Genomic DNA, 22,201 nt, shown 5'->3' with positions numbered 1-22,201 from the left:
TCGGAAGAGGCACCACGTCCGTGCCACCGGCGGCGGAATCCTGCCCAAAGCATTGGACCGGCGCGGCCCGTATGGCCACCATGACGCCATGGCTCCCGTTACTCCGACGCAGGCAACGACCGGCCTCCCCGAGGGCCCGCGCACGCTCGACCGCCGCGAGGGCCCGTACGGCGAGGTGGTGCTACGGGAACGGGGCGCACCTCCCGCGGGCCCGGGAGTTGACGGTTCGGGCGCCTCCGCCGCACCCCCTTTGATCTACGAGATCATCGCCAACGGCTGCTTCCTGATGGACACTTCCGACGGCCGGTCCGAGCGGCTGCTGATCGATGCCGCACTGGCCGCACTGCCGGCCGGCCGGGCCCGGCCTGCCGTGCTGATCGGCGGCCTCGGCGTCGGGTTTTCCCTGGTCCGCGCGGCACAACAGCCGCGCTGGGGCCGGATCGTCGTCGTCGAGCGCGAGGAGGCGGTCATCGACTGGCACCGTACGGGCCCGCTCTCGGCGGTCTCGGCGGCGGCGCTGGCCGACCCCCGCAGCGAGGTCCTGCACGCCGACCTGGTCGCCCATCTGCGGGCGGAAGCGGGCCAGGACGCCTACGACGCCCTCTGCCTGGACATCGACAACGGCCCCGACTGGACCGTCACCGAGGACAACAACAGCCTCTACTCCCCCGGTGGACTCGCCGCCTGCCGTGACCGTCTGACACCCGGCGGAGTACTCGCCGTCTGGTCCGCGCAACCCTCGCCGTCCTTCGAGGACGCCTTGCGAAATGCCGGTTTCAGCGGGGTACATACGGAAGAGATCCCCGTTGTCCGAGGCGTCCCTGACGTGGTCCATCTTGCGCGGAAGGGCGCGTAGCCGACAGTCGCACCATGCCCGTACGCTGCTGCCCAGCAATACGCGACCACGCAGGGGACATGCAGGGGCGGGCGATGGACCAGACTCAGACAACGCAGGGCGGCGCCGCCGCTGCCACGCCGGGCGCCCAGCGCCGGGTGCTGGTCGTGGAGGACGACCCGACGATCGTCGAGGCCATCGCGGCCCGGCTGCGCGCCGAGGGATTCCAGGTGCAGACGGCCACCGACGGGCCGGCCGCGGTGGAGACCGCGGAGGCCTGGCAGCCGGACCTGCTCGTCCTCGACGTGATGCTGCCGGGCTTCGACGGCCTGGAGGTGTGCCGCCGGGTCCAGGCCCAGCGACCGGTGCCCGTGATGATGCTCACCGCCCGGGACGACGAGACCGACATGCTCGTCGGCCTCGGCGTCGGCGCCGACGACTACATGACCAAGCCGTTCTCGATGCGGGAGCTGGCCGCCCGGGTGCACGTCCTGCTGCGCCGGGTCGAACGCGCCGCACTGGCCGCGCACACCCCGCGCAGCGGCATCCTGCGGCTGGGCGAGCTGGAGATCGACCATGCCCAGCGCCGGGTGCGGGTGCGCGGCTCGGACGTCCATCTGACGCCCACCGAATTCGATCTGCTGGTCTGCCTGGCGAACACCCCGCGCGCGGTGCTCTCCCGTGAGCAGCTGCTGGCCGAGGTGTGGGACTGGGCGGACGCCTCCGGGACCCGTACGGTCGACAGCCACATCAAGGCACTGCGCCGCAAGATCGGCGCCGAGCGCATCCGCACGGTCCACGGCGTCGGCTACGCCCTGGAGACCCCGGCCGCATGACGCGGCAGTGGTGGCGGAGGCCCGTGAGCGAGCTGTGGCAACGGGTGTGGGAGGCGCTGCGCCCGCTGGATCCGTACCGCTCGGTGAAGGCCGCGCTCGGGGTCCTGGTCAGTGTCTCGGTGATCATCACCACGCTGCTGGTCTTCGTCGCGATGCACTCGGCGACCGAGCTGCGGGTGATCACGATCTTCTCGATCATCGCCTCGCTGCTGATCACCCAGTTCGTGGCCAACAACCTGACCGCTCCGCTCGACGAGATGACGGATGTCACCCGGTCGATGGCGCACGGGAACTACAGCCGCCGGGTCCGCTCGGAGCGCCGCGACGAGTTCGGCGATCTGGCTGACGCCTTCAACCGGATGGCGGCCGACCTGGAGGCGGTGGACACCCACCGCAAGGAGCTGGTCGCCAACGTCTCGCACGAGCTGCGCACCCCGATCGCCGCACTCCGCGCCGTCCTGGAGAACGTCGTCGACGGGGTCTGCGAGCCGGACCCGGAGACGATGCGGACGGCGCTGCAGCAGACCGAGCGGCTGGGCCGCCTCGTCGAGCACCTTCTGGACCTGTCCCGGCTGGACAACGGGGTGGTGCCGCTGCACGCGCGGCGCTTCGAGGTCTGGCCGTATCTGTCCGGGGTGCTCAAGGAGGCCAATATGAGCCGGGGCGCCGCCACGCTGTCGGGGCTGTCAGGGGTCGCCGGCTCCGGCACCCACACCCGTACGGACGTCCATCTCCACCTCGATGTCTCGCCGCCGGAGCTGACCGCGCACGCGGACGCCGAGCGGCTGCACCAGGTCGTGGCGAATCTCATCGACAACGCGATCAAGCACAGTCCGCGGCACGGCCGGGTCACGGTGCATGCGCGGCGCGGCGAGGGCGCCGAGAGCCTGGAGCTGGACGTGCAGGACGAGGGGCCCGGCATTCCCGAGTCGGAGCGCTACCGGGTCTTCGAGCGGTTCAACCGCGGCGGCCCCGCCCCCTCGGGCCCCGGCTCCGACGGGGGTACGGGCCTGGGCCTGGCCATCGCGCGCTGGGCGGTGGATCTGCACGGCGGACGCATCGGCGTGGCCGAATCTCCACGTGGTTGCCGGATCCGGGTCACTCTTCCGGGGATGGAGTCAGCTCGAAGCTGACAGCCGCTGACGTAGGGTCGGTGGTGGAAGCACTCCTGTCGGGGTCCCACGGCGATGAGCCCTACCCGCACACAGGCAAACTTCGTGTGTTTCCCGCCAAGTCGTGCCCCGAAACCCCTCCGGGAATGTGACGTACGCGACGAGTACCCCTCCCAGCCTGCATCAAGGGTCACAACAGGCGTAGCCTTTATTCCCGCTGTCCACCACCTTAGGAAGCGGAAGAGGGCGGTTGCCGCCGTGTCGCTACAGTCCCCCAACAGCTCGAGCATCTCGACCGACCAAGAGGGGCAGGGAAAGAACCCTGCTGCCGCGTTCGGTCCCAATGAGTGGCTCGTCGACGAGATCTACCAGCAGTACCTCCAGGACCCGAACTCGGTAGACCGAGCCTGGTGGGACTTCTTCGCCGACTACAAGCCGGGCGGTGCCACCGCGCCGAGCCAGCCGACGGAGGGCTCAGCCCCCGCTCCGGCAGCCCCGGCGCAGTCGTCCCCGGCGGCGCCCGCCGCAGCCGAGCCGAAGCCGTCCGCCGCCGCTCAGCCGTCCGCCGCGGCACAGCCGGTCACCCCGGCGAAGCCGGCCGCGAGCGCGCCGGCCCCGGCCAAGGCCGCTCCGGCGAAGGCCGCGCCGGCCAAGCCGGCCGCCAAGGCCGCCGCTCAGAAGGCCGACGGCGAGGTCACGGGCGGTCCCGAGTTCGTCACCCTGCGCGGCCCCTCGGCCGCCGTTGCGAAGAACATGAACGCCTCCCTGGAGCTGCCGACGGCCACGTCCGTCCGCGCGGTCCCGGTGAAGCTGCTCTTCGACAACCGCATCGTGATCAACAACCACCTCAAGCGCGCCCGTGGCGGGAAGGTCTCCTTCACCCACCTCATCGGGTACGCGATGGTGCAGGCCCTCAAGGCCATGCCGTCGATGAACCACTCCTTCGCGGAGAAGGACGGCAAGCCGACGCTGGTCAAGCCCGAGCACATCAACCTCGGTCTGGCCATCGACCTGGTGAAGCCGAACGGCGACCGCCAGCTCGTCGTCGCCGCCATCAAGAAGGCCGAGACGCTGACCTTCTTCGAGTTCTGGCAGGCCTACGAGGACATCGTCCGCCGGGCCCGCGACAACAAGCTGACGATGGACGACTTCACCGGAGTCACCGCGTCGCTGACGAACCCGGGCGGCATCGGCACCGTGCACTCCGTGCCGCGTCTGATGCCGGGCCAGTCCATGATCATGGGCGTCGGCGCGATGGACTACCCCGCGGAGTTCCAGGGCACCTCCCAGGACGCCCTGAACAAGCTGGGTGTCTCCAAGGTCATGACGCTGACCAGCACCTATGACCACCGGGTGATCCAGGGCGCCGCCTCCGGCGAGTTCCTGCGCATCATGAACCAGCTGCTGCTCGGCGGGAACGAATTCTTCGACGACATCTTCAAGTCGCTGCGGATTCCCTACGAGCCGGTCCGCTGGCTGCGGGACATCGACGCCTCCCACGACGACGACGTCACCAAGGCCGCACGGGTCTTCGAGCTGATCCACTCCTACCGGGTCCGCGGCCACGTCATGGCCGACACCGACCCGCTGGAGTACCACCAGCGCAAGCACCCCGACCTCGACATCACCGAGCACGGCCTCACACTGTGGGACCTGGAGCGCGAGTTCGCGGTCGGCGGCTTCTCCGGCAAGTCCATGATGAAGCTGCGCGACATCCTGGGCGTGCTGCGCGACTCGTACTGCCGCACCACCGGCATCGAGTTCATGCACATCCAGGACCCCAAGCAGCGCCAGTGGATCCAGGACCGGGTCGAGCGCTCGCACAAGTCGCCCGAGCGCGAGGAGCAGCTGCGCATCCTGCGCCGGCTGAACTCCGCCGAGGCGTTCGAGACCTTCCTGCAGACGAAGTACGTCGGCCAGAAGCGCTTCTCGCTGGAGGGCGGCGAGTCCGTCATCCCGCTGCTGGACGCGGTCATCGACTCCGCGGCCGAGTCGCGCCTGGACGAGGTCGTCATCGGCATGGCCCACCGCGGCCGCCTCAACGTCCTCGCCAACATCGTCGGCAAGTCCTACGCGCAGATCTTCCGCGAGTTCGAGGGCAACCTCGACCCGAAGTCGATGCACGGCTCCGGCGACGTGAAGTACCACCTGGGCCAGGAGGGCGTCTTCACCGGCCTGGACGGCGAGCAGATCAAGGTCTCGCTGGCCGCCAACCCCTCCCACCTGGAGGCCGTCGACCCGATCGTCGAGGGCATCTCGCGCGCCAAGCAGGACCTCATCAACAAGGGCGGCACGGACTTCACGGTCCTGCCGATCCAGCTGCACGGTGACGCGGCGTTCGCGGGCCAGGGCGTGGTCGCGGAGACGCTGAACATGTCCCAGCTGCGCGGCTACCGCACCGGCGGCACGGTGCACATCGTCATCAACAACCAGGTCGGCTTCACCGCCGCCCCGGAGTCGGCCCGCTCCTCCATGTACGCCACCGACGTGGCCCGCATGATCGAGGCGCCGATCTTCCACGTGAACGGCGACGACCCCGAGGCCGTCGTCCGCGTTGCCCGTCTGGCCTTCGAGTTCCGCCAGGCGTTCAACAAGGACGTCGTCATCGACCTGATCTGCTACCGCCGCCGCGGCCACAACGAGTCGGACAACCCGGCCTTCACCCAGCCGCTGATGTACGACCTGATCGACAAGAAGCGCTCGGTGCGCAAGCTCTACACCGAGTCCCTCATCGGTCGTGGCGACATCACACTGGAAGAGGCCGAGCAGGCGCTGCAGGACTTCCAGGGCCAGCTGGAGAAGGTCTTCACCGAGGTCCGCGACGCCACGACGGCCCCGGTGGCCCCCGAGGTGCCGCAGCCCAAGGCCGAGTTCCCGGTCTATGTGGACACCGCGATCTCCCAGGAGGTCGTCAAGCGGATCGCCGAGTCGCAGGTCAACATCCCCGAGCGGGTCACCGTCCACCCGCGTCTGCTGCCCCAGCTGCAGCGCCGCGCGGCCCAGGTCGAGGACAACACCATCGACTGGGGCATGGGCGAGACCCTCGCCATCGGCTCGCTGCTGATGGAGGGCACCCCGGTCCGGCTCGCCGGCCAGGACTCCCGCCGCGGCACCTTCGGCCAGCGGCACGCGGTGCTCATCGACCGGGAGACCGGCAACGACTACACCCCGCTGCTCTACCTCTCCGAGGACCAGGCCCGCTTCAACGTCTACGACTCGCTGCTGAGCGAGTACGCGGCGATGGGCTTCGAGTACGGCTACTCCCTGGCCCGCCCGGAGGCGCTGGTCATGTGGGAGGCGCAGTTCGGTGACTTCGTCAACGGCGCCCAGACGGTCGTCGACGAGTTCATCTCCTCGGCGGAGCAGAAGTGGGGCCAGACGTCCGGCGTCACCCTGCTGCTCCCGCACGGCTACGAGGGCCAGGGCCCGGACCACTCCTCGGCCCGGATCGAGCGCTTCCTCCAGCTGTGCGCGCAGAACAACATGACGGTCGCCGCACCGACCCTGCCGTCGAACTACTTCCACCTGCTGCGCTGGCAGGTCCACAACCCGCACCACAAGCCGCTGGTCGTCTTCACCCCGAAGTCGATGCTGCGTCTGAAGGCCGCGGCGTCCAAGACGGAAGAGTTCACGACGGGCGGCTTCCGCCCCGTCATCGGTGACTCCACGGTCAAGGCCGAGGACGTCCGCAAGGTCATCTTCTGCTCCGGCAAGGTCTACTACGACCTGGAGGCCGAGCGGGAGAAGCGGAGCGCGACCGACGCTGCGGCTGCTGCCACGGCGATTGTCCGTATCGAGCGGCTCTACCCGCTTCCCGGCAAGGAGCTCCAGGCGGAGATCGCCAAGTTCCCGAACGCCGAGAAGTACCTGTGGGCCCAGGAAGAGCCGGCGAACCAGGGTGCGTGGCCGTTCCTCGGCCTCAACCTGATCGACCACCTCGACCTGGCCGTCGGTGCCGATGTCCCGCACGGCGAGCGTCTGCGCCGCATCTCGCGGCCGCACTCCTCGTCCCCGGCCGTCGGCTCCGCCAAGCGTCACCAGGCAGAGCAGGCTCAGCTGGTCGCGGAGGCCTTCGACGCGTAAGGCGCCGTGGTCGCCGGAGCAACCGGTAGGCACGAGCGGAAGGGCCCGTCCCCTGTGGGGGCGGGCCCTTCCGCGTGCGGTGGTCCTTTTTCGCGGTGCCCGCTAGACGGGCTGCGGTTCGAAGTCCCAGTACGGGCGCCGGCGGCGCCGGGCGGAGAGGGTGTGCGGGTGCTCGGCGCCCAGCGTCTCGGAGAGCTGCCCGATCGCCTCCTGCTCCAGCTTCGCCGCCTCCTGGCCACGGCGCAGCGCCCGCAGGTCCTCGGCCAGTGCCGTCTTCGCGGACAGGGTCAGCGGGTGGGCGTCGCCCAGCGTCGCCTTGGCGCGCTCCAGTGTGGCGCGGCCCAACTCCACCGCACCCTCCTCGTCGTCCACCCGGTTACGGGCGGCACCGGCGTTCAGCGCACAGCCCAGCGTCCAGGGATGGCCGGGGCCCATGGCCTCGGTCATCCCGCCGAGCGCCCGGTCAGCGAGCTCCAGCGCCTCAGCGGCCTCCCCGAACTCGGCGCGGACCAGCCCGACGTTCCCCAGGGTGCCGACGGTGTACGGGTGGCGCTCGCCGGCCAGGGCGCGATAGCGCTCGGCGACCTCCTCGGCGAGGTCGCGGGCGTGCCCGAGGTCGCCGTGCTCGCGCAGGAAGGTGGCGTGGTCCGCACGCACCATCAGCGTCTCGGGGTGGCGGGGGCCCTGCACCCGGCGGGAGCGCTCGACGAGGTCGGCCAGCAGCGTGGCGGCGCGGGTGACCTCGCCGGAGCGGCGCAGACACAGCGCGAGGTTGTGCTCGGCGCGCAGCGTCTGCGGGGTGTGCGGGCCCATGACCTGCAGATGCAGCCGGGCGTTGAGCTCCTGGCCGGAGGTGGCGTCGCGGTAGCGGCCGAGCAGGCGCAGCGTACGGGCGTATGCGGTGCCTGCGTTGAGCGTGAGGTGGTGCCGTGCGCGCAGCTCGCGCTCCCGGAACGCCAGCACCTCGCGGTGGGTGACCAGGGCGTCTTCGTAGCGGCCGAGCAGCGCCAGGACGGTGCCGAGGTTGTGCCGCGAGGAGAGGGTGCGGGGCGCCTCCGGGCCGAGCAGGGCGGCATAGGCCCGCCAGACGGCATCGAAGAGGTCGTACGCCTGCTCGTAGGAGCCCAGCGCGATCAGGGTGCCGGCCAGGCCGTCCTGTGCCCGCAGCAGGTCGGCGTCGGCCGGGTCCCGGTCGGCGGAGAGCTGGTCGACGACGGCGCTGCCGACCGCCTCGGCCTCGCGGTAGCGGCCGAGCCTGCGCAGCATGTTGGCGTGCTGGTGGGTGAGCACGAGCATGGTGCGCTGGGTGGCCGCGAGGCGGGTGCGCCAGCGGGACATGAACTGTTCGCACAGTCGCAGGCCGATGCGGTACTCGCCGCGGACCCGCAGATATTCGACGCAGTTGAGCAGCAGTTGCTGGACCGCGGGCTCGGGGCTGTCGAGGACGCCGGCCGGCTCCAGATGCGGGATGAGTTCGGCGTAGCGCTCCCAGTAGCGGGTGTCGGCGGGGTTCTGCGGGTCGGCGGTGACCAGCACCCGGCAGGCCGTCGCCGCCATCAGATCGCGCTCGTCCTCGGTCATGTCACTGCGCAGGAACCGGTGGTAGAGCCGGTGCATCAGCGCGGTTTCCACGGCCGGGTCGGCGTCCTGGGAGACCTGGTAGTCGAGGCGTACGGCGGTGGATTCGGTCAGCCGGCGCAGTGCGGTGTTCCAGCTGATCGGTTCGGCGGCCAGGTCGGCGAGGTGTTCGGGCAGGTCGCCGCGGCGGGCCTTGGCGAGCATCGGGACGGGGATGGTGTCCGGGGCGAAGAACGCGAACAGCTTGAGGAGTTCGACCGCTCCGGGGCTGCGCTCGCGCAGGGTGTTGAGAGTTATGGCCCAGCTGGTCTGGAAGGCCATGGGGTAGTCGGAGGAGATCCGGATGCCGACCAGGCTGGGCTCGCCGCGGCGGATCAGCTCGATGTACTCCTTGGGCGACATCGGGTTGGCGTCGAGCCATGCGGCGGTCTGGGCGAGCAGCAACGGCAGGTCCTGGACGGCGTCGGAGAGCAGATCGGCCTCCATCGGCGTCAGCCGCGGTGCCCGCCGCCGGGCGTAGGCGACGCTCTCGATGCGGTCGAAGGGCAGCACCTCGATCTCCTGGGCGCTGCCGGAGCCCGACCAGTCGCGGGTGAGGGTGGTGATCAGGACATGGCCGCGGCCGTCGGGGACCAGGTCCTCGATCTGCTCCATGTCGTCGGCGCTGTCGAAGATCAGCAGCCAGCGGCGGTAGGGGCGGCCGACGCGGAGCGCTTCGTGGACGGCGCGGATGCGGTCGCCCAGCTCCCGGCCCACGGGCAGGCCGAGGCGGGTGGCGAGTTCGGCGAGCTGTTCGCGGGCGGCGCCGCGGTTGGTGGCGCTGATCCACCACACCACGTCGTAGTCGTTGCCGAAGCGATGGGCGTATTCGGCGGCGATCTGGCTCTTGCCGACGCCGGAGGTGCCGTACAGCGCGATACGGGTCTCCAGCGGCGGGCCCGCGCCCGCCCCGGAGCCGGCCAGCTTGCCGTGCAGCTCTTCGAGCACATTGTCGCGGCCGGTGAAGCGGTTGTTGCGGCGCGGGATGTTCCACACCTCGGGCGGGTTGTTCGGGAAGCGGGGCGCGCCGGGCGCCTCCTCCTCCACGGCCCGGCCCGCACCGGCGATGCCGAGCCGTTGCAGCACCCGGCGGTTGGCTTCGTGAGCGTCCAGGTCGCGGAGGTCGGCGGGCCGCAGCAGGGACGCCGTGGCGGGCAGGCTCTGGGTGGCCACGCTCACCGCGGCGAACCGGTCGGCGTGCGGGGAGACCACCTCCCGCAGCGCGGCCGTCCATTCCTCCTGCGTCTTGGGGCCCAGCCGGAAGTACCAGTCGTCCAGCACGATCAGCAGCCGGCCCTCGGCCGCCAGCAGCCCCGACAGCTCCTCCACCAGCGCGGTGTCCACCTGGGGGTCCCAGCGCAGCAGGGTCGTGCCATGCCCCTGCTGCTCCAGCTGATGGGAGATCCACGCCGCCCAGGGCCGGGTGAAGCCCGCATAGCTGATGGTGATGTGCTCGCTGGAGCCGGTGGGACCGGAAAAGGTGGCCTGATCGACCATGCGACCGTCTCCCTGAGATGCGATGGTGCGCGCGTGCAGAGGCTGTCTCATCAGGCACGCCCTGGCTCTTTGGCACGATAGCCCAAGTGTCCCCCGATATGACGACAGTGCGTCAGGTCATGTTGAAGGCACGTCAGTTGAGCGCCACTGTGGCGTCCAGCCGGGCCGCGATGTGCCGTATCAGGCGTTCCAGGTCGGCGCAGTAGACGGACGGGTTGGCGAATCCGCCGGCCTCCGCGCGGTAGCGGTGCGCGTAGTTGCCGCCGCCGCACACCTCCACCAGGGCGCAGCCGCGGCACTGTGCGCCGAGGCCGTCCCGGCCGCTGCGGCGGGCGGCCATGCCGGGGTGTGCCAGGGCCTCGTCGAAGGTGTGGCGGAAGACGTCGAGGCCGGTGGCGGCGGCGCCCTCATAGGTGGATTTGAGCGAGTCCACCTGTTCGATGGCGCCGTCGGTGTCGACGACCAGGGCGACGACGGGTGAGAGACCGACCGCCTCGCTGGAGCTGGGGCGGCCCAGGAGGAGACCGAGGATTTCGGTGAACACCCTCACCCGGGGCCCGGGGCTGCCGTCCCACCACAGGTCGAAGACGGTGCACAGCCAGTCGCCGTACGGGGTGCGGCCGGCCGGCCCGAGGGGGGCGGGCGGCGGGCTGGACCAGTTGGCGTGCGGGAGGAGGAAGTCGACCATCGGGGGGTCCATGGCGCGCAGTGAGCCGTAGACCTCGGCGGGGTCGGCGGTGATGTCGATGGTGCACAGGATGCCGGCGAACACGTCGGGCCGGTCCTGGAGCAGGCGTACGGCGCGGGAGACCGCGGACCAGGAGGACCGCCCGGCGTGGTCGATACGGCGGCGGTTGAGGCCGGGGGTGCCGCCGTCCAGGCTGAGGCCGAGCCGGAACCCCGCGGCGGCGAGGGTGTCGATCATGTCCCGGGTGAGGAGCGTCCCGTTGGTCTGTACGCCGAAGTCGGCGGTGCAGTCGGCGGGCAGCGCGGCGCGGATCGCGGCGGCCTGCTCCAGGAGCGGCCCGGGGCCGGTGAGCAGCGGCTCTCCGCCGTGCAGATCGATACGGACCTCACGCAGCCGGTGGGTGCGGGCGTGTTCGGCGATGCGCAGGGCGGTCTGCCGGACGGTGGCTGCCGGGACGGTCGGCGGGCGCGTGCGCCAGCTGTGGTCGGGGCCGGCGTAGATGTAGCAGTAGGTGCAGGCGAGGTTGCAGCGGCTGTGGACCTTCAGGACGAACTGCCGGAAGGGCACGGCGGCGGTCCGGCCGGTCTTCTCCCCCGCCACGGCGTCGCCCCCTGCACTCGTCTGCCTGCGTCGAGGTGCGGGATCGTCAACTCCCGCCCGTTGACTGGTACATGGCTCCCGTCTCGATCGTGGAACCGAATTCCCCCAGCAACTGGCCGGTTCCCTTGCACGTTTGCCCAAAAACAATCGTTCTTGCCTGTCAATGCAAGGCTTTTTCCGGGCCGTCCTCGTAATACGCCACGGCGTCGTCCGCCGCCGGCCAGTTGCGCAGCAGCAGCGCCGCCACCTCTCCCAGCACCGCATGATCCGTCCGCGCCGCCAGAACGCCCACGTCAACCCCGGCAAAATCCGGCAGCCGCTCGGGCGACGGCCCCGGCGGGGCAGCCACCGCCGGTTCGGTGCGGGGGGTAGTCGCCACGCTGCTCTCCTCTGGCCGGCTGGACGGGTGTGTTCCCGAACTCCCGTCCACAGAAACACGTTCCGGTGCGGACGGCCAGGCAGCCGGACGGGCGCTCGGGGCGGTCAGCCGGTGGTTTCGAGGGCGCGCATACGGGCGCGGGTGCGCTGGGCCTCGGCGCCGGTCTCCTCCGCGGCGCGCTGCCACTGTTCCCAGCTCTCGCGGTAGGCGTGCAACGCGGAACGGGGGCCGGCCGTGACCTCCAGGACCTCGCCGCGGCGGTGATGGGCGCGGGCGGCCGGCAAGGGGCTGTCGGCCCGCCGGGCGGCCGCGGCGGCACGGCGGAAGCAGGCGGCGGCCCGGTCGTGGCGCTCGCGGGAGTCGAAGCGGCGGTCCAGCAGCAGCTGGATGTCGCCCACTTCGAGCCAGGCCTCGGCCGACACCGCGTCCGGTACGTCCACGCCGCGGGCGGCCAGCTCCAGGATCCAGTCGGCCTCGTGCAGATCGGCGAGGGAGGGCTGGCGTTCGTAGCGCAGCCGCAGGGCGCGGCCGAACAGCAGGCGGTGGTGGCCGAGGTCGGGGTCCTGCGGCCCGGCCCGGCCCAGCGCCTCGCGCAGGACGTGCACCGCCTCGTTGGCCAGCCGCTTGCCCGGTTCGTCGGCCGGCTCCTGCCGGGCGCGCAGCAGCAGCGCCGCGCCGCGTTCGGCGAGCAGTGCGCTGTGCTCGGGCGAATCGGGGGTGGTCAGACGGAGCGCGGCGGCCAGCGCGGCGATGGCGGCGTCCAGGGCGGTCAGGGCGCCGGTCCGGGTGTGTACGGCGCGCTGGACGGCGGCTGTACGGCGCAGGCTGTCCGCTTCCAGGGCCGGGTCGTCGAGTTCCCTGGCCATCGCACGGGCACGTTCGAGGGTGGGCAGCACGGACGGCAGCCCCGCGCCGCCGGTCAGCTGGCGGGCCGCCGCCAGAGCGAGCAGCGTCTCGCAGACCAGCCGGTCGGCGGCGCTGCCGCGGCGGCGCAGCAGGACGGCGGCGGTGTCGAGGTCGTCGGCGGCGCGTACCGCGAGCGCCTCGGCGGGGCGCGTTCCTTCCTCGCGGCTGCGGGCGGCCCGGCGGGCCTGGTCGAGCAGGACACCGCCCCGGGCGGCGTAGACCTCGCCGGGTACCTGCTCGCCGCTGGGCCACTGGTCGAGGAGGGTGGTGAGGGAACTTTCCGCCTCGTCGAGGGGGTCGTCGGCGGCCAGGCCGTCGGCCCCGGGCAGTTCGCCGGCCCCCGGCGGGCCGTCGTCGGCGGGCAGGCCGGCGAGGCGGCGCAGGACCTCGGTGCGGAGCACCATGCTCTCCAGGACGCGAGGGTCGAGCAGGCTCATCAGCCCGCAGGCGGCGTGCAGATGGCGGGCCGCGTCGGCGAGTGCGCTGCGCTCCTCGGCCGTGGTGCCGGCGGTCCGGCGTTCCTGGGCGCGGGCGTGGCCGACCCGGCCGAGCACGATCAGCGCCCGGGTGCGCTCGGCCTCCCGGCCGGCGGTGGCGGCCTCCTGGTCGTCGGCTGCTCCCTCCGCCGTGGCGCGTTCCGCGGCGCGTGCCGCGCGCTGGGCCTCCTCCAGGGCGTCCGGCTGGCGCCACTTCGCCCAGGCGTGCAGCAGGGCGCGCGCGAGGTCGGTACCGGCCACCGGCAGCCGTTCGGTGGCGGCGCGCAGCAGCCGGACGGCCTCGATCAGATCCCGGACGGCGCGGTCCTGTTCGTAGCGCTCCAGGAGGGCCGCGCCTTCCGCTGCGGGACCGTCGGACGCGTACGGCCGCCGGACGGGCGGGCGCAGGGCCGGTTCGAAACGGCGCAGCACGCGCTCCGAGACCCGGGCGAAGGGTTCGGGCACGGCGCGCTGGCCGGTCTCGGGCTCACGGCCGCTGCCGGAGAGCATGGCGACCGCGACGGCCGGGAAGTTGCGGGCGCTGCGGCCGAAGGTGCGCTCGATGTAGAGCGAGCAGTGCTTGAGGACCAGGGCGGCCTCGCCCGCACTGAGCCGGCCGAGGAGTTCGTCGCGCACGCCCGGCACGAAGTCGTACCACGGGCCGCTCACCCCGGCCTGCTCCCCCGGTGCCCGCTCTTCCGCGGGAAGTTGGGTGACCAGGCCGCTGAGCAGCACCTCCGCCAGCTCGGCCGGGCCGGTCTGCGGGAGCATCGCGCGCTGGACGAGCTGGATGACGGGGAGGGCGAGCGGGACGGCCGAGAGATGGACGGCGAGCAGCCGGGCGGCGGGGGACGCCTGCTGGTCGAACTCGCGGACCATACGGGCCGGTGCGGCGCGCTCGGCGGCCGGCGGCGGTCCGGCCGGTTGCCCGGCGCCGTGGTCGGCCCGTACGACGGAGGCCGCGCCGCGCAGCGAGAGACCGGCGTCGGCGGCGGCCAGCCGGGCCCAGGAGCCGAGGGCGGAGGGGGTGGCGGAGAGGACCGGAATGGCGCGTTCGCGGGGCATTTCGGGCCGGGCTCCCGGTGCCCCGGCGGGACGCCGGCGACGGCGGGCCGGCCGGAAGCCGAGGACTTGGTAGGGGCCCTGGCGGCGGACGAGGGTGCCGGCGACGGCGGGCAGGAGGGTGCGCGCCCACATCCGCTGCGGCAGCGGCTGGACCACGGCGAGCGGGGCGTCGGCCGACCAGCGGTAGAGCAGCCGCTGCATCCGGCCGTCCCGCCAGAGGGGGCCCGCGCAGTCGCTGACGACGAGGGTGAGGTGATGGCCCGTCGGGTCGTGCAGCTGGTCGGCGGGGCGCAGCGGGCGGCCGGGGCCGGGGGCCGCCGCGACGCCGATGTCCGCGCCGTGCGGGTGGAGGTAGTGCACCGTCACATCGCGGAAGGCGCCCACCCGTTCGCAGACCTGGCGCAGGTCGTGCAGCATCTGTTCCCAGACGGCCATCGAGGACGAGCCGTCCATCAGGAGCCGCAGTGCGGCCGCACGGCGGTGCACCCCGCGCAGCACCGGGATGATCATTTCGGCATGGGCGGAGAGCTCGGCGGTGGCGGGCTCGTCCAGCTTCCGGCGGACCGGGGCGACCGGCGGGCGGTAGCGCTGGATGGGCCGCAGCGCGCGCTGCAGCGGCAGCAGCCCGGGGAACGCGGAGGCGGTCGGGACCGCGACCTCGCCCAGGCGCTGCCGGTCGGGGTCGGGGAGCCGCTCGTCACGGGTGGGCAGCAGCTCCGCGACACGGCGCCGGGCGCCGTCCCTGAGCGCGGACGAGGACGGGTCCGTGTCGGCGGCACCGGGGCCGCCGTCGGCCGGTGGTGTTCCGCGGGCGCCATCGGGATCCGCCGATACGGCCGTTCCCACCCGGAAAGTGGCCGGATCTCTACCGTCGGGCCCCTCCGCACGGGTGGGCGAGGGCTCCGGGGAGCCGTCGGCCCGTGACGCGTCCGGGGTGATCCACTGGGCGAGCCAGAGGGCGTCGGCCATCCCGCGGGCGTCGGCCGGCAGCCCCGCCGCGGTCAGCCGGGCGACGAGTTCGTCGAGGGGGCCTGGGCCGGGCTCCCCGAGGGGCACCGCACTCACCTCGTCCGATCAAGAGGCCGCATCAGCTCCGCCGTCAGACGCCGTCGGGTCTCTTCCTCGTCCTCGTCCGTCCAGCCGGCCTTCTGCGTGAGGTGGATGGCGTTGAAGAGCTGGTCGACGGCGCGAACATCGCCGGGCTCGCGGTCCAGGAAGCGGTCGATCACCGCTTCGTAGCGCTCGGCCGCCCCCTCGCCGAAGTGCGCCCGCACCATGGCGGCGAGCCGCTCCTTGTCGGGGACCGGGATGTGGAGGTGGATACAGCGGCGCAGCAGGGGCGCCGGGAAGTCCCGCTCGCCGTTGCTGGTGAGGACGATGAAGGGGAAGGCATGGCAGCGCACCCGGCCGTCGCGCACCGTCACCCGCGCGCCGTCGTCGCTGAGCACCTCCACCTCGGGGGCGGATCCGGCCAGCCGCTCCAGCTCCGGAATGCGGAACTCCCCTTCCTCCAGCACGTTGAGGAGGTCATTGGGCAGATCGATGTCGCTCTTGTCGAGCTCGTCGACGAGCAGGACACGGGGCCGGGCGGCGGGCAGCAGGGCCGTACCCAGCGGGCCGAGGCGGATGTAGCGGCCGATACCGCCGCCGGGTTCGTCGGTGGGGTCCGCGCCGGACGCCGCCCCGCTGTCCTCCGCGGTCGGGGCGGCGCGGGCGATCTGGAGGTCCTGGAGGCGGCCGATGGCGTCGTAGTCGTACAGGCCGTCGCGGAGCGTGCTGCGGCTGACGACCGGCCAGCCGAGCACCCGGCCGAGGCCGAGTTCATAGGCGACCGAATGCGCCAGGGTGCTCTTGCCGCTGCCCGGCGCGCCGGTCACCAGCAGTGGACGGCGCAGATAGAGGGCGGCGTTGACCAGCTCGCGCTCGGTCTCGCCGGGCCGGTGGTGGCTGGCTTCCCGGTGCTGCACGCCGAGCCTGCGCTCGGAGGACGGGTCGAGGGCGGCCGGCGGCGCCACGAGGGGGCCGCCGTCGAAATCGCGCCACGGGGGTGGCGGCGGAAGGTGCTCAATTCCGTCGTGCGGTGCCCCCGCGCCACGGTAGATGAGCCAGTCGCTCACGTCGGAACTCCTCGTCGCCGGCCAGGCCTCGGTCAGGAGCGATGGTCATGGCGGATCACCGGAGGCGTCGGCATCGTCCACCCCGGCCTCCCCCACGTCCGCCACCCGCAATCACGCACTCGCGCACTCACACACAAGTCTTCCACGACGCTATGACAGTACCCAGCCTGACGGAAGCGCACGGGGCGGTTTCCGGTCTCCCACCGGGGCATCACGGGCGGCCAAGTGCCCTGTGCGGGGCGCGACTTGCCGCACGAGGGGCGGAAGCGGCCGGGGTGGGCACCGGGCGCGTGCGAGGCGCAGGGGGGCGTGCGCGGCGCCCGGACCGCCGAGGGGGCGGCTCCGGGCTCCGCTCATCGCGGGGACAGCTGGGGGCGGTCCGTGAAGAGCGGCGGAATCGGGTCCTCCGGGTCGTCGTAGAGGAGCACCAGATCGCGGGCCCAGTGCGCGCCCTCCTCGGCGGCCTCGGCCGCCTTGGCGCGCAGCTGCCGTACCAGCTCGGGGAGCCGGACCACCCCGCCCGAGCCCTGGAGCAACTCCCGTACCCCGCGGTGGAATTCCTCGCATCCGGCATCGCAGTCCCGCTCCTCGCCGTGGCCGCCGGCCGGCCACAGTCCGGCGGGGAAGCCGGTGTCCAGGACGACACCGACCGCATCCCGCCCGAACCCGTCGGCGACCGTATGGCACAGCGCGGGCAGCGCGCCCTCGCCGGCCGTCTCCAGCAGCCGCCAGATCGCCTCGGCGGAGCCGGGCCGGGCGCCGTCGCCCGTGTGCGGCGCAATGCGCAGTGCCTGCAGTTCACGGGTGGCGGCAAGGCCCTGCCAGCGGCGCAGCCAGGCCGGGTCGACCTGCTCGCGCCGTCCCTGGTCACGCAGGATCACGGCGCGACCGGGGCCCACCGGCCGCAGCCGGGCGGTGCGCCGGGTCGAGGCCGCGACCTCCCACTGGCCTGCGGCGGTGTGCCAGTGGCCTTCGGGGACGGCGACCTCCAGGCGTACCCGGGCACCCGGCCCGGAGTTACCGTCGGCCCGCAGCAGCCGCCCGCCGAGCTGTCGCAGCACCTGCTCCCGCGCCTGCTCGAACGGCACCCCGCCGGCCGACTCCTGGACGTCCACCCGCAGCCATTGCCCCTGTCCGTAGCCCTCGCTGACCGACCAGTTGAACAGCTCCTGGCCGCCTTCGTCGTAGAACAGCGGCTCGAACTCGACGAGTACGGAGCGCGGGCGGCGGCGTACCGGACCTATCCTGCGGCGGTCCTGGGGCTGCAGCACCACCGCCTTGGCCTGGACGAACTCCGCCAGGCGGGTCGCCTGTTCGCGCACCGCCGCGGCCTGCTCACCGGGTACGTCGCGCACCTCGTCGGCGGTCAGCTGCGCCACGATCCGCAGATAGTGCACAAAGGCACGCAGTTCGGTGTACGGGTCGCTGCCCTGGTAGAGCGCGCCGTGGCCGTCCCGCCAACTACGCAGCGACCAGGCCCCGGGCCGGTCCCCGCGCTCCAGCACCTCGCCGACCGCGGCCTCCACGACCAGCGGATCGCGGGGTGCGGGCAGCCGGGCGAGCAGGTCCAGCGCCTGCAGCCGCTCCTGTACGCCCCACAGGCGGCCCCGGCCCGACATGATCGCGTGCTGGGCGTCGAACCAGGTGGGGCCGGTGCTGCGGCCGAGGTCCTGACCGGCCCAGTGCCAGCGGTCGTGCAGGCTCATCAGCGCGTGATACGGCTCGGGACCCAGGCCTTCGGCGCCCGGAATCAGATGTTCGGGGCCCAGCCCGCGCAGCGCGGTGACCGGCACCGCGAGCCCGACGTGGTCCTGCTGATGGCGGCCCTTGACGATGCCGACCACCTCGCCGCGGTCGCAGTCGATCAGCGGCCCGCCGGAGGCGCCGGGTGTGACCCGGACATCGCTGCCGAACTGCAGCCCCCGGGCGTCACGGGCACCGAAGCGGACCGCGATGAAAGGGTCGACGGGGGTGACGGGAGCCCGCGGTGCGGCGGGAGCGCCGTGCACACCCCGGCCCTCGCCCGGCCCGCGCCCGTCACCCGGCCCGCTCCCGGCGGGCCCGGCGGGAGCGGGCCCGCCGTCCGGTCCATGGATGCCGTGCCCCTCGCCGGGCTCGCGCCGGCCGCGCTCCTCGCCCGGTCCGTGGACTCCGCGGCCCGCACCCTCGTTCCCTGCGCCATCGCCGTCAGATGACTCACGTACTACGCGTTTCCCGGACCGGCCCCCGGCCGCCGCCGCGCCCCCGCGCGCGCCACCGTGCCCGTGGTGCCCGCGCCCGTCCGCGTCTCCGTCCCCGTCCGCTCCCCCGCCCGGCTGGTCGTGCCCGCGGAAGATATAGGCGTCCTCCAGGAGCGTCGCCGGCTGGTCGCTGAGCCAGGCGCAGGGGTGGTCGATCTCCGGGTCGAGCAGCCGGAGAAGGGCGAGGTCGGCGCGGGCGGTGCCGGGGCCGGCGTGCGGGTCGGGCCGGCTCAGGTCGTACGTGGGCAGCGCGGGCACGACCCGCCCGCCGAGGGCGACCCCGATGACCCCGTCCGGGCCCGTGCCGCGGCGTCGCCCGTCACTCGCCGCGAGTACATGTGCGCAGGTCAGCACCCATCCCGGGGCAATCAGCACCCCGCTGCCCCACAGCCGCCCCGCGGTCGCGCCCGGCGCGGCGCGCAGGCCGACGGTGGTGCGTCCGGCGTGGTCGAGGAGCTGTGCGTAGTGGGCGCGGTCACCGCGGCCCGCGGTGCGACCCTCGGAAGTCGTCATCAGCGGCTCGCATCATCCGGCTCCCGGCGGCCGGCCGCACGCCCCCCGTGCGGCTCCGCCGCCGACGGCGTCCCGTCCTCGCGCCGCCAGGTGAGCGTGACGGAGAGATTGGCCTTCGCCTCGCCGTCCGCGAGCAGGGCGACGGCCTTGCCCGGCTTGGCCGACAGTTCCACGCCGAAGGTCACACTGGTCTCGTGTGGCGCGACCCGCTCGGCGGCCTGGCGGACGCTGGCGGCAACCCCGCCGATCACCTCGCGAAGCCCCTCGACCCGGGCACCGAGCGCGTCCCAGGCGCCGACGTCCTCGAATTCGCCGTCGGTCCCGTCCGCGTCGTCCGGCCCGTCGAGCCCTGGGGCGTCGAGCCGGGAGACCCTGGCCCAGACCTCCGTACCGTCGGGCAGCTCGATCCGCTGCGCGCGATCTTGCATCACGGCCTCCTGCTCCCCGTGGGCGGCAATTCCCCCATTGCCGCAGGACCGTTGACAGGTGATCAGGCTAGCCCTCGGCCGCCTGTGGCGCGAGAGGTCCGTGAGCCTGCCTATCCTGGCCGGGAATGACCCATGACCCCTGGTGGAGAGCGCGTGTATTTCACTGACCGTGGCATCGAGGAGCTGGAGAACCGGCGCGGCGAGGAGGAGGTCACCCTCGGGTGGGTGGCCGATCAGCTGCGTACGTTCGTCGACCTGAACCCGGACTTCGAGGTCCCGGTGGAACGGCTGGCCACCTGGCTGGCCCGCCTGGACGACGAGGACGAGGACGAGTAGGCCGAGGCGGGGCCGTCCGTCCCACGGCACGCAGGTGCCGGACGAGCGGACGACAACGGGCCGCCGTCCCGGCCGCAGAAGACTGCCGTCCGCCGCAGGACACCCAGGGCATGTCCGCACAGTCCCGCCCGGCCTGCGGGCGGACGACGGGACTGTGCGGGCACGCCCTGGGGGACGCATCGCCGGCACATAGGGGCAAGGTCCGGGACAGGGGCGCTTGACTTCCGCAACCCGCGATATAACGTGTCTCCAGGAGACGCGATATGTTGCGTTGCACGGCTATCCAGGGGAGGCCAGGAATGTCAGCCCGGACCGAGTGGTCGCAGAATCCGATGCAGGTGGCCGAACCACGCACGCTGGAGATCACCGACCCGCTCGACGCCTTGAACGTGCGCGTGGTCAACGGCACCGTCAATGTCGTCGGCACCACGGACGGCGGCCCGGCCCGCCTGGAGATCAGCGAGCTGCACGGCCCGCCGCTGACCGTCTCGTGCAAGAACGGCACCCTGTCGCTCGCCTATGAGGACCTCCCCTGGAAGGGCTTCTTGAAGTTCCTCGACCGCAAGGGGTGGAACCGCAGCGCGGTGGTGTCGGTGACCGTACCGGCCGGCACCCGCGTCGAGGTCGGTGTGATCGGCGCCGGCGCGGTGGTCTCCGGCATCTCGGGGCGTACGGACGTCCGCGGCGTCTCCGGTGACAGCACGCTCGTCGGGCTGACCGGCAGGGTGCGGGCCGACACCGTCTCCGGCAATGTCGAGGTGCAGTCGGTCACCGGCGATCTGCGGTTCAACTCCGTCTCGGGGGATCTGACCGTCATCGACGGCGCGGGCGGTGCGGTGCACGCCGACTCCGTCAGCGGCGACATGGTTCTCGACCTGGACCCCGCCACGGGCGCCGACATCACCCTGACGACGGTCTCCGGGGAAGTCGCCATCCGGCTGCCCGACCCGACCGACACCAAGGTCGAGGCCAACACCACGAGCGGCACGATCTCCAACGCCTTCGACGATCTGCGGGTCAGCGGCCAGTGGGGCGCGAAGAAGATCACCGGCTCGCTGGGCGCGGGCACCGGCACGCTCAAGGTCACCACCCTCTCCGGCGCGCTGGCCCTGCTGCGCCGCCCCTCCTTCGAGGACGAGGGCAGCCGGCACGGCGCCCCCGGTGACGCCCCCGGTCCGCACGAGGACTCCCCCACCGACCCGCCCGCCGGGAAGAAGGTGCTCTGAGCATGCCCCCCGTCTTCGCCCATGGCCGCCTCCGCCTCTACCTCCTCAAGCTGCTGGACGAGGCCCCGCGGCACGGCTACGAGATCATCCGCCTCCTGGAGGAACGCTTCCAGGGCCTCTACGCCCCCTCCGCCGGCACGGTCTACCCCCGACTGGCCAAGCTGGAGGCCGAGGGCCTGGTGACGCATGCGACCGAGGGCGGCCGCAAGGTCTATTCGATCACCGACGCCGGAAGGGCCGAACTCGCCGACCGCGGGGGCGAGTTGGCGGATCTCGAACTGGAGATCCGGGAGTCGGTCGCCGCGCTGGCCTCCGACATCCGGGAGGACGTGAGCGGCTCGGCGCGGGATCTGCGCCGCGAGATCCGGGAGGCCGCCCAGCAGGCCCGCAAGGACGCGGGAAGGGCCGGGAAGGCCGGCCGGAACGGCGACGGGACGACGGACGCCCGGCAGGACGCGGCCGGGCGGCCCTTCCCGGAGGCCTCCGGCTACTTCGACGCCGCGTTCGGTGACAAGGAGTCCTGGCGGCAGGCGAAGGAGGAGTTCCGGCGCGCCAGGGAAGAGTGGAAGGAGCAGGCCCGGCGGGCCAAGGAGGAGAGCCGGCGCGCCAGGCAGGACGCTCAGCGGGCCCGTAAGCAGGCCAGGGACGCCCAGGTGTTCGCGCGCGAGGAGGTCCAGCGGGTCATCAAACGCGTACAGGAGCAGACCCAGGGGGCGGTGCGGTCGGGCGACTGGTCGGGCGCGGTGCGCGAGGCGCTGTCCGAGGTGTCCCGCGAGGTCGGCCGCTTCACCGCGGGCCCGTCCGGCACCGGGCGGGGCGGCGAGCCGGACGGGGCCGGGCGGGGCGGCGCGGACAACGGGACCCGGGTGACGGTCGAGCGCGTCGACCTGACCGAGGAGGACCCCGGGGAGGGCCCGGCGTCGGAGGCTCCGCCGGCCCCGGAGTGGGCGGAGGAACCGGCCGGCGACGACCCGGCCCGCGACTTCGACCGGCTGCTGGACCGCTTCCGCGACGATCTGCGGGACGCCGCACGCGATCACGGCGTCACGGCCGGGCAGCTGAAGGAGTCCCGCCGCCGACTGTCGACGGCCGCCGCCCATATCGGCGCACTGCTGCGTCATCCGGAGCAGTACGCGTCCTTCACGGACCGGGACGACTGAGCGAACGGGGGCGGGCAGGGCGGCCCCACGGCCGGTCCCGCCCGGCACCGTGGTGGGGTGGGCGCACCCGATGTGTGCGCCCAGTCT

At 72.8% G+C, this 22,201-nt stretch carries 14 protein-coding genes; 7 read left to right on the top strand and 7 right to left on the bottom strand.

The features are described from left to right. Positions 1-88 precede the first annotated feature (88 nt). From ACWGI6_RS24060 to ACWGI6_RS24045, 4 genes are all read left to right on the top strand, one after another. Entirely contained in the window at positions 89-856 is a 768-nt protein-coding gene (locus ACWGI6_RS24060; RefSeq protein ID WP_453269437.1) for a spermidine synthase, read from the top strand. A 74-nt stretch (positions 857-930) separates the two neighbouring features. Further along, entirely contained in the window at positions 931-1,671 is a 741-nt protein-coding gene (locus ACWGI6_RS24055) for a response regulator transcription factor (protein WP_393908723.1), read from the top strand. Beyond that, positions 1,668-2,804 (top strand): sensor histidine kinase, encoded by a 1,137-nt coding sequence (locus tag ACWGI6_RS24050; protein WP_453269436.1) that lies wholly within the window; start codon positions 1,668-1,670, stop codon positions 2,802-2,804. The genes ACWGI6_RS24055 and ACWGI6_RS24050 overlap by 4 nt, the downstream gene beginning before the upstream one ends. Before the next feature lie 237 nt (positions 2,805-3,041). Continuing rightward, complete coding sequence (locus ACWGI6_RS24045) at positions 3,042-6,866, top strand: multifunctional oxoglutarate decarboxylase/oxoglutarate dehydrogenase thiamine pyrophosphate-binding subunit/dihydrolipoyllysine-residue succinyltransferase subunit (protein ID WP_453269435.1); 3,825 nt, start codon at positions 3,042-3,044, stop codon at positions 6,864-6,866. 102 nt (positions 6,867-6,968) lie between these two features. On the opposite strand, the gene fxsT is transcribed toward ACWGI6_RS24045, so the two are convergent. The 7 genes from fxsT to ACWGI6_RS24010 form a co-directional block, all read right to left on the bottom strand. After that, on the bottom strand, positions 6,969-9,980 hold the full coding sequence (gene fxsT, locus ACWGI6_RS24040; protein WP_453269434.1) for an FxSxx-COOH system tetratricopeptide repeat protein: 3,012 nt from the start codon (positions 9,978-9,980) through the stop codon (positions 6,969-6,971). A gap of 133 nt (positions 9,981-10,113) precedes the next feature. Beyond that, the gene (locus tag ACWGI6_RS24035) at positions 10,114-11,268 is read right to left on the bottom strand and encodes an FxsB family cyclophane-forming radical SAM/SPASM peptide maturase (RefSeq protein WP_453269433.1); all 1,155 of its coding nucleotides are present in this window, start codon (positions 11,266-11,268) and stop codon (positions 10,114-10,116) included. Between the two features lie 160 nt (positions 11,269-11,428). Further along, entirely contained in the window at positions 11,429-11,647 is a 219-nt protein-coding gene (locus tag ACWGI6_RS24030) for a YxD-tail cyclophane-containing RiPP peptide (protein WP_393908728.1), read from the bottom strand. A gap of 104 nt (positions 11,648-11,751) precedes the next feature. Next, on the bottom strand, positions 11,752-15,150 hold the full coding sequence (locus ACWGI6_RS24025; protein WP_453269432.1) for an SAV_2336 N-terminal domain-related protein: 3,399 nt from the start codon (positions 15,148-15,150) through the stop codon (positions 11,752-11,754). A gap of 5 nt (positions 15,151-15,155) precedes the next feature. Further along, positions 15,156-16,211 carry an AAA family ATPase gene (locus tag ACWGI6_RS24020; RefSeq protein WP_453269431.1) on the bottom strand — a complete coding sequence of 352 codons (1,056 nt, stop codon included), beginning with the start codon at positions 16,209-16,211 and terminating at the stop codon, positions 15,156-15,158. A gap of 353 nt (positions 16,212-16,564) precedes the next feature. Beyond that, positions 16,565-18,964, bottom strand: coding sequence for a VMAP-C domain-containing protein (locus ACWGI6_RS24015; RefSeq protein WP_453269430.1), 2,400 nt, complete (start codon positions 18,962-18,964; stop codon positions 16,565-16,567). Next, positions 18,964-19,392, bottom strand: a complete 429-nt coding sequence (locus ACWGI6_RS24010; RefSeq protein ID WP_393908732.1) for a CU044_2847 family protein — start codon at positions 19,390-19,392, stop codon at positions 18,964-18,966. Before ACWGI6_RS24010 ends, ACWGI6_RS24015 begins: the two co-directional genes overlap by 1 nt. A gap of 153 nt (positions 19,393-19,545) precedes the next feature. Here ACWGI6_RS24010 and ACWGI6_RS24005 point away from each other — a divergent pair, with 153 nt between their 5' ends. The 3 genes from ACWGI6_RS24005 to ACWGI6_RS23995 all read left to right on the top strand — a co-directional run bounded on the left by ACWGI6_RS24005 (position 19,546) and on the right by ACWGI6_RS23995 (position 22,114). After that, positions 19,546-19,728, top strand: coding sequence for a DUF6104 family protein (locus ACWGI6_RS24005; RefSeq protein ID WP_030081126.1), 183 nt, complete (start codon positions 19,546-19,548; stop codon positions 19,726-19,728). A gap of 299 nt (positions 19,729-20,027) precedes the next feature. Further along, positions 20,028-20,954 carry a DUF4097 family beta strand repeat-containing protein gene (locus ACWGI6_RS24000; RefSeq protein ID WP_453269429.1) on the top strand — a complete coding sequence of 309 codons (927 nt, stop codon included), beginning with the start codon at positions 20,028-20,030 and terminating at the stop codon, positions 20,952-20,954. A 2-nt stretch (positions 20,955-20,956) separates the two neighbouring features. Then, positions 20,957-22,114, top strand: coding sequence for a helix-turn-helix transcriptional regulator (locus tag ACWGI6_RS23995; protein ID WP_453269428.1), 1,158 nt, complete (start codon positions 20,957-20,959; stop codon positions 22,112-22,114). Positions 22,115-22,201: the final 87 nt, after the last annotated feature.

The organism is Streptomyces sp. NPDC054786 (genome assembly GCF_053611685.1).
The sequence above is the reverse complement of the archived record's forward strand: the minus strand, read 5'-3'. Positions and strand labels throughout refer to the sequence as shown.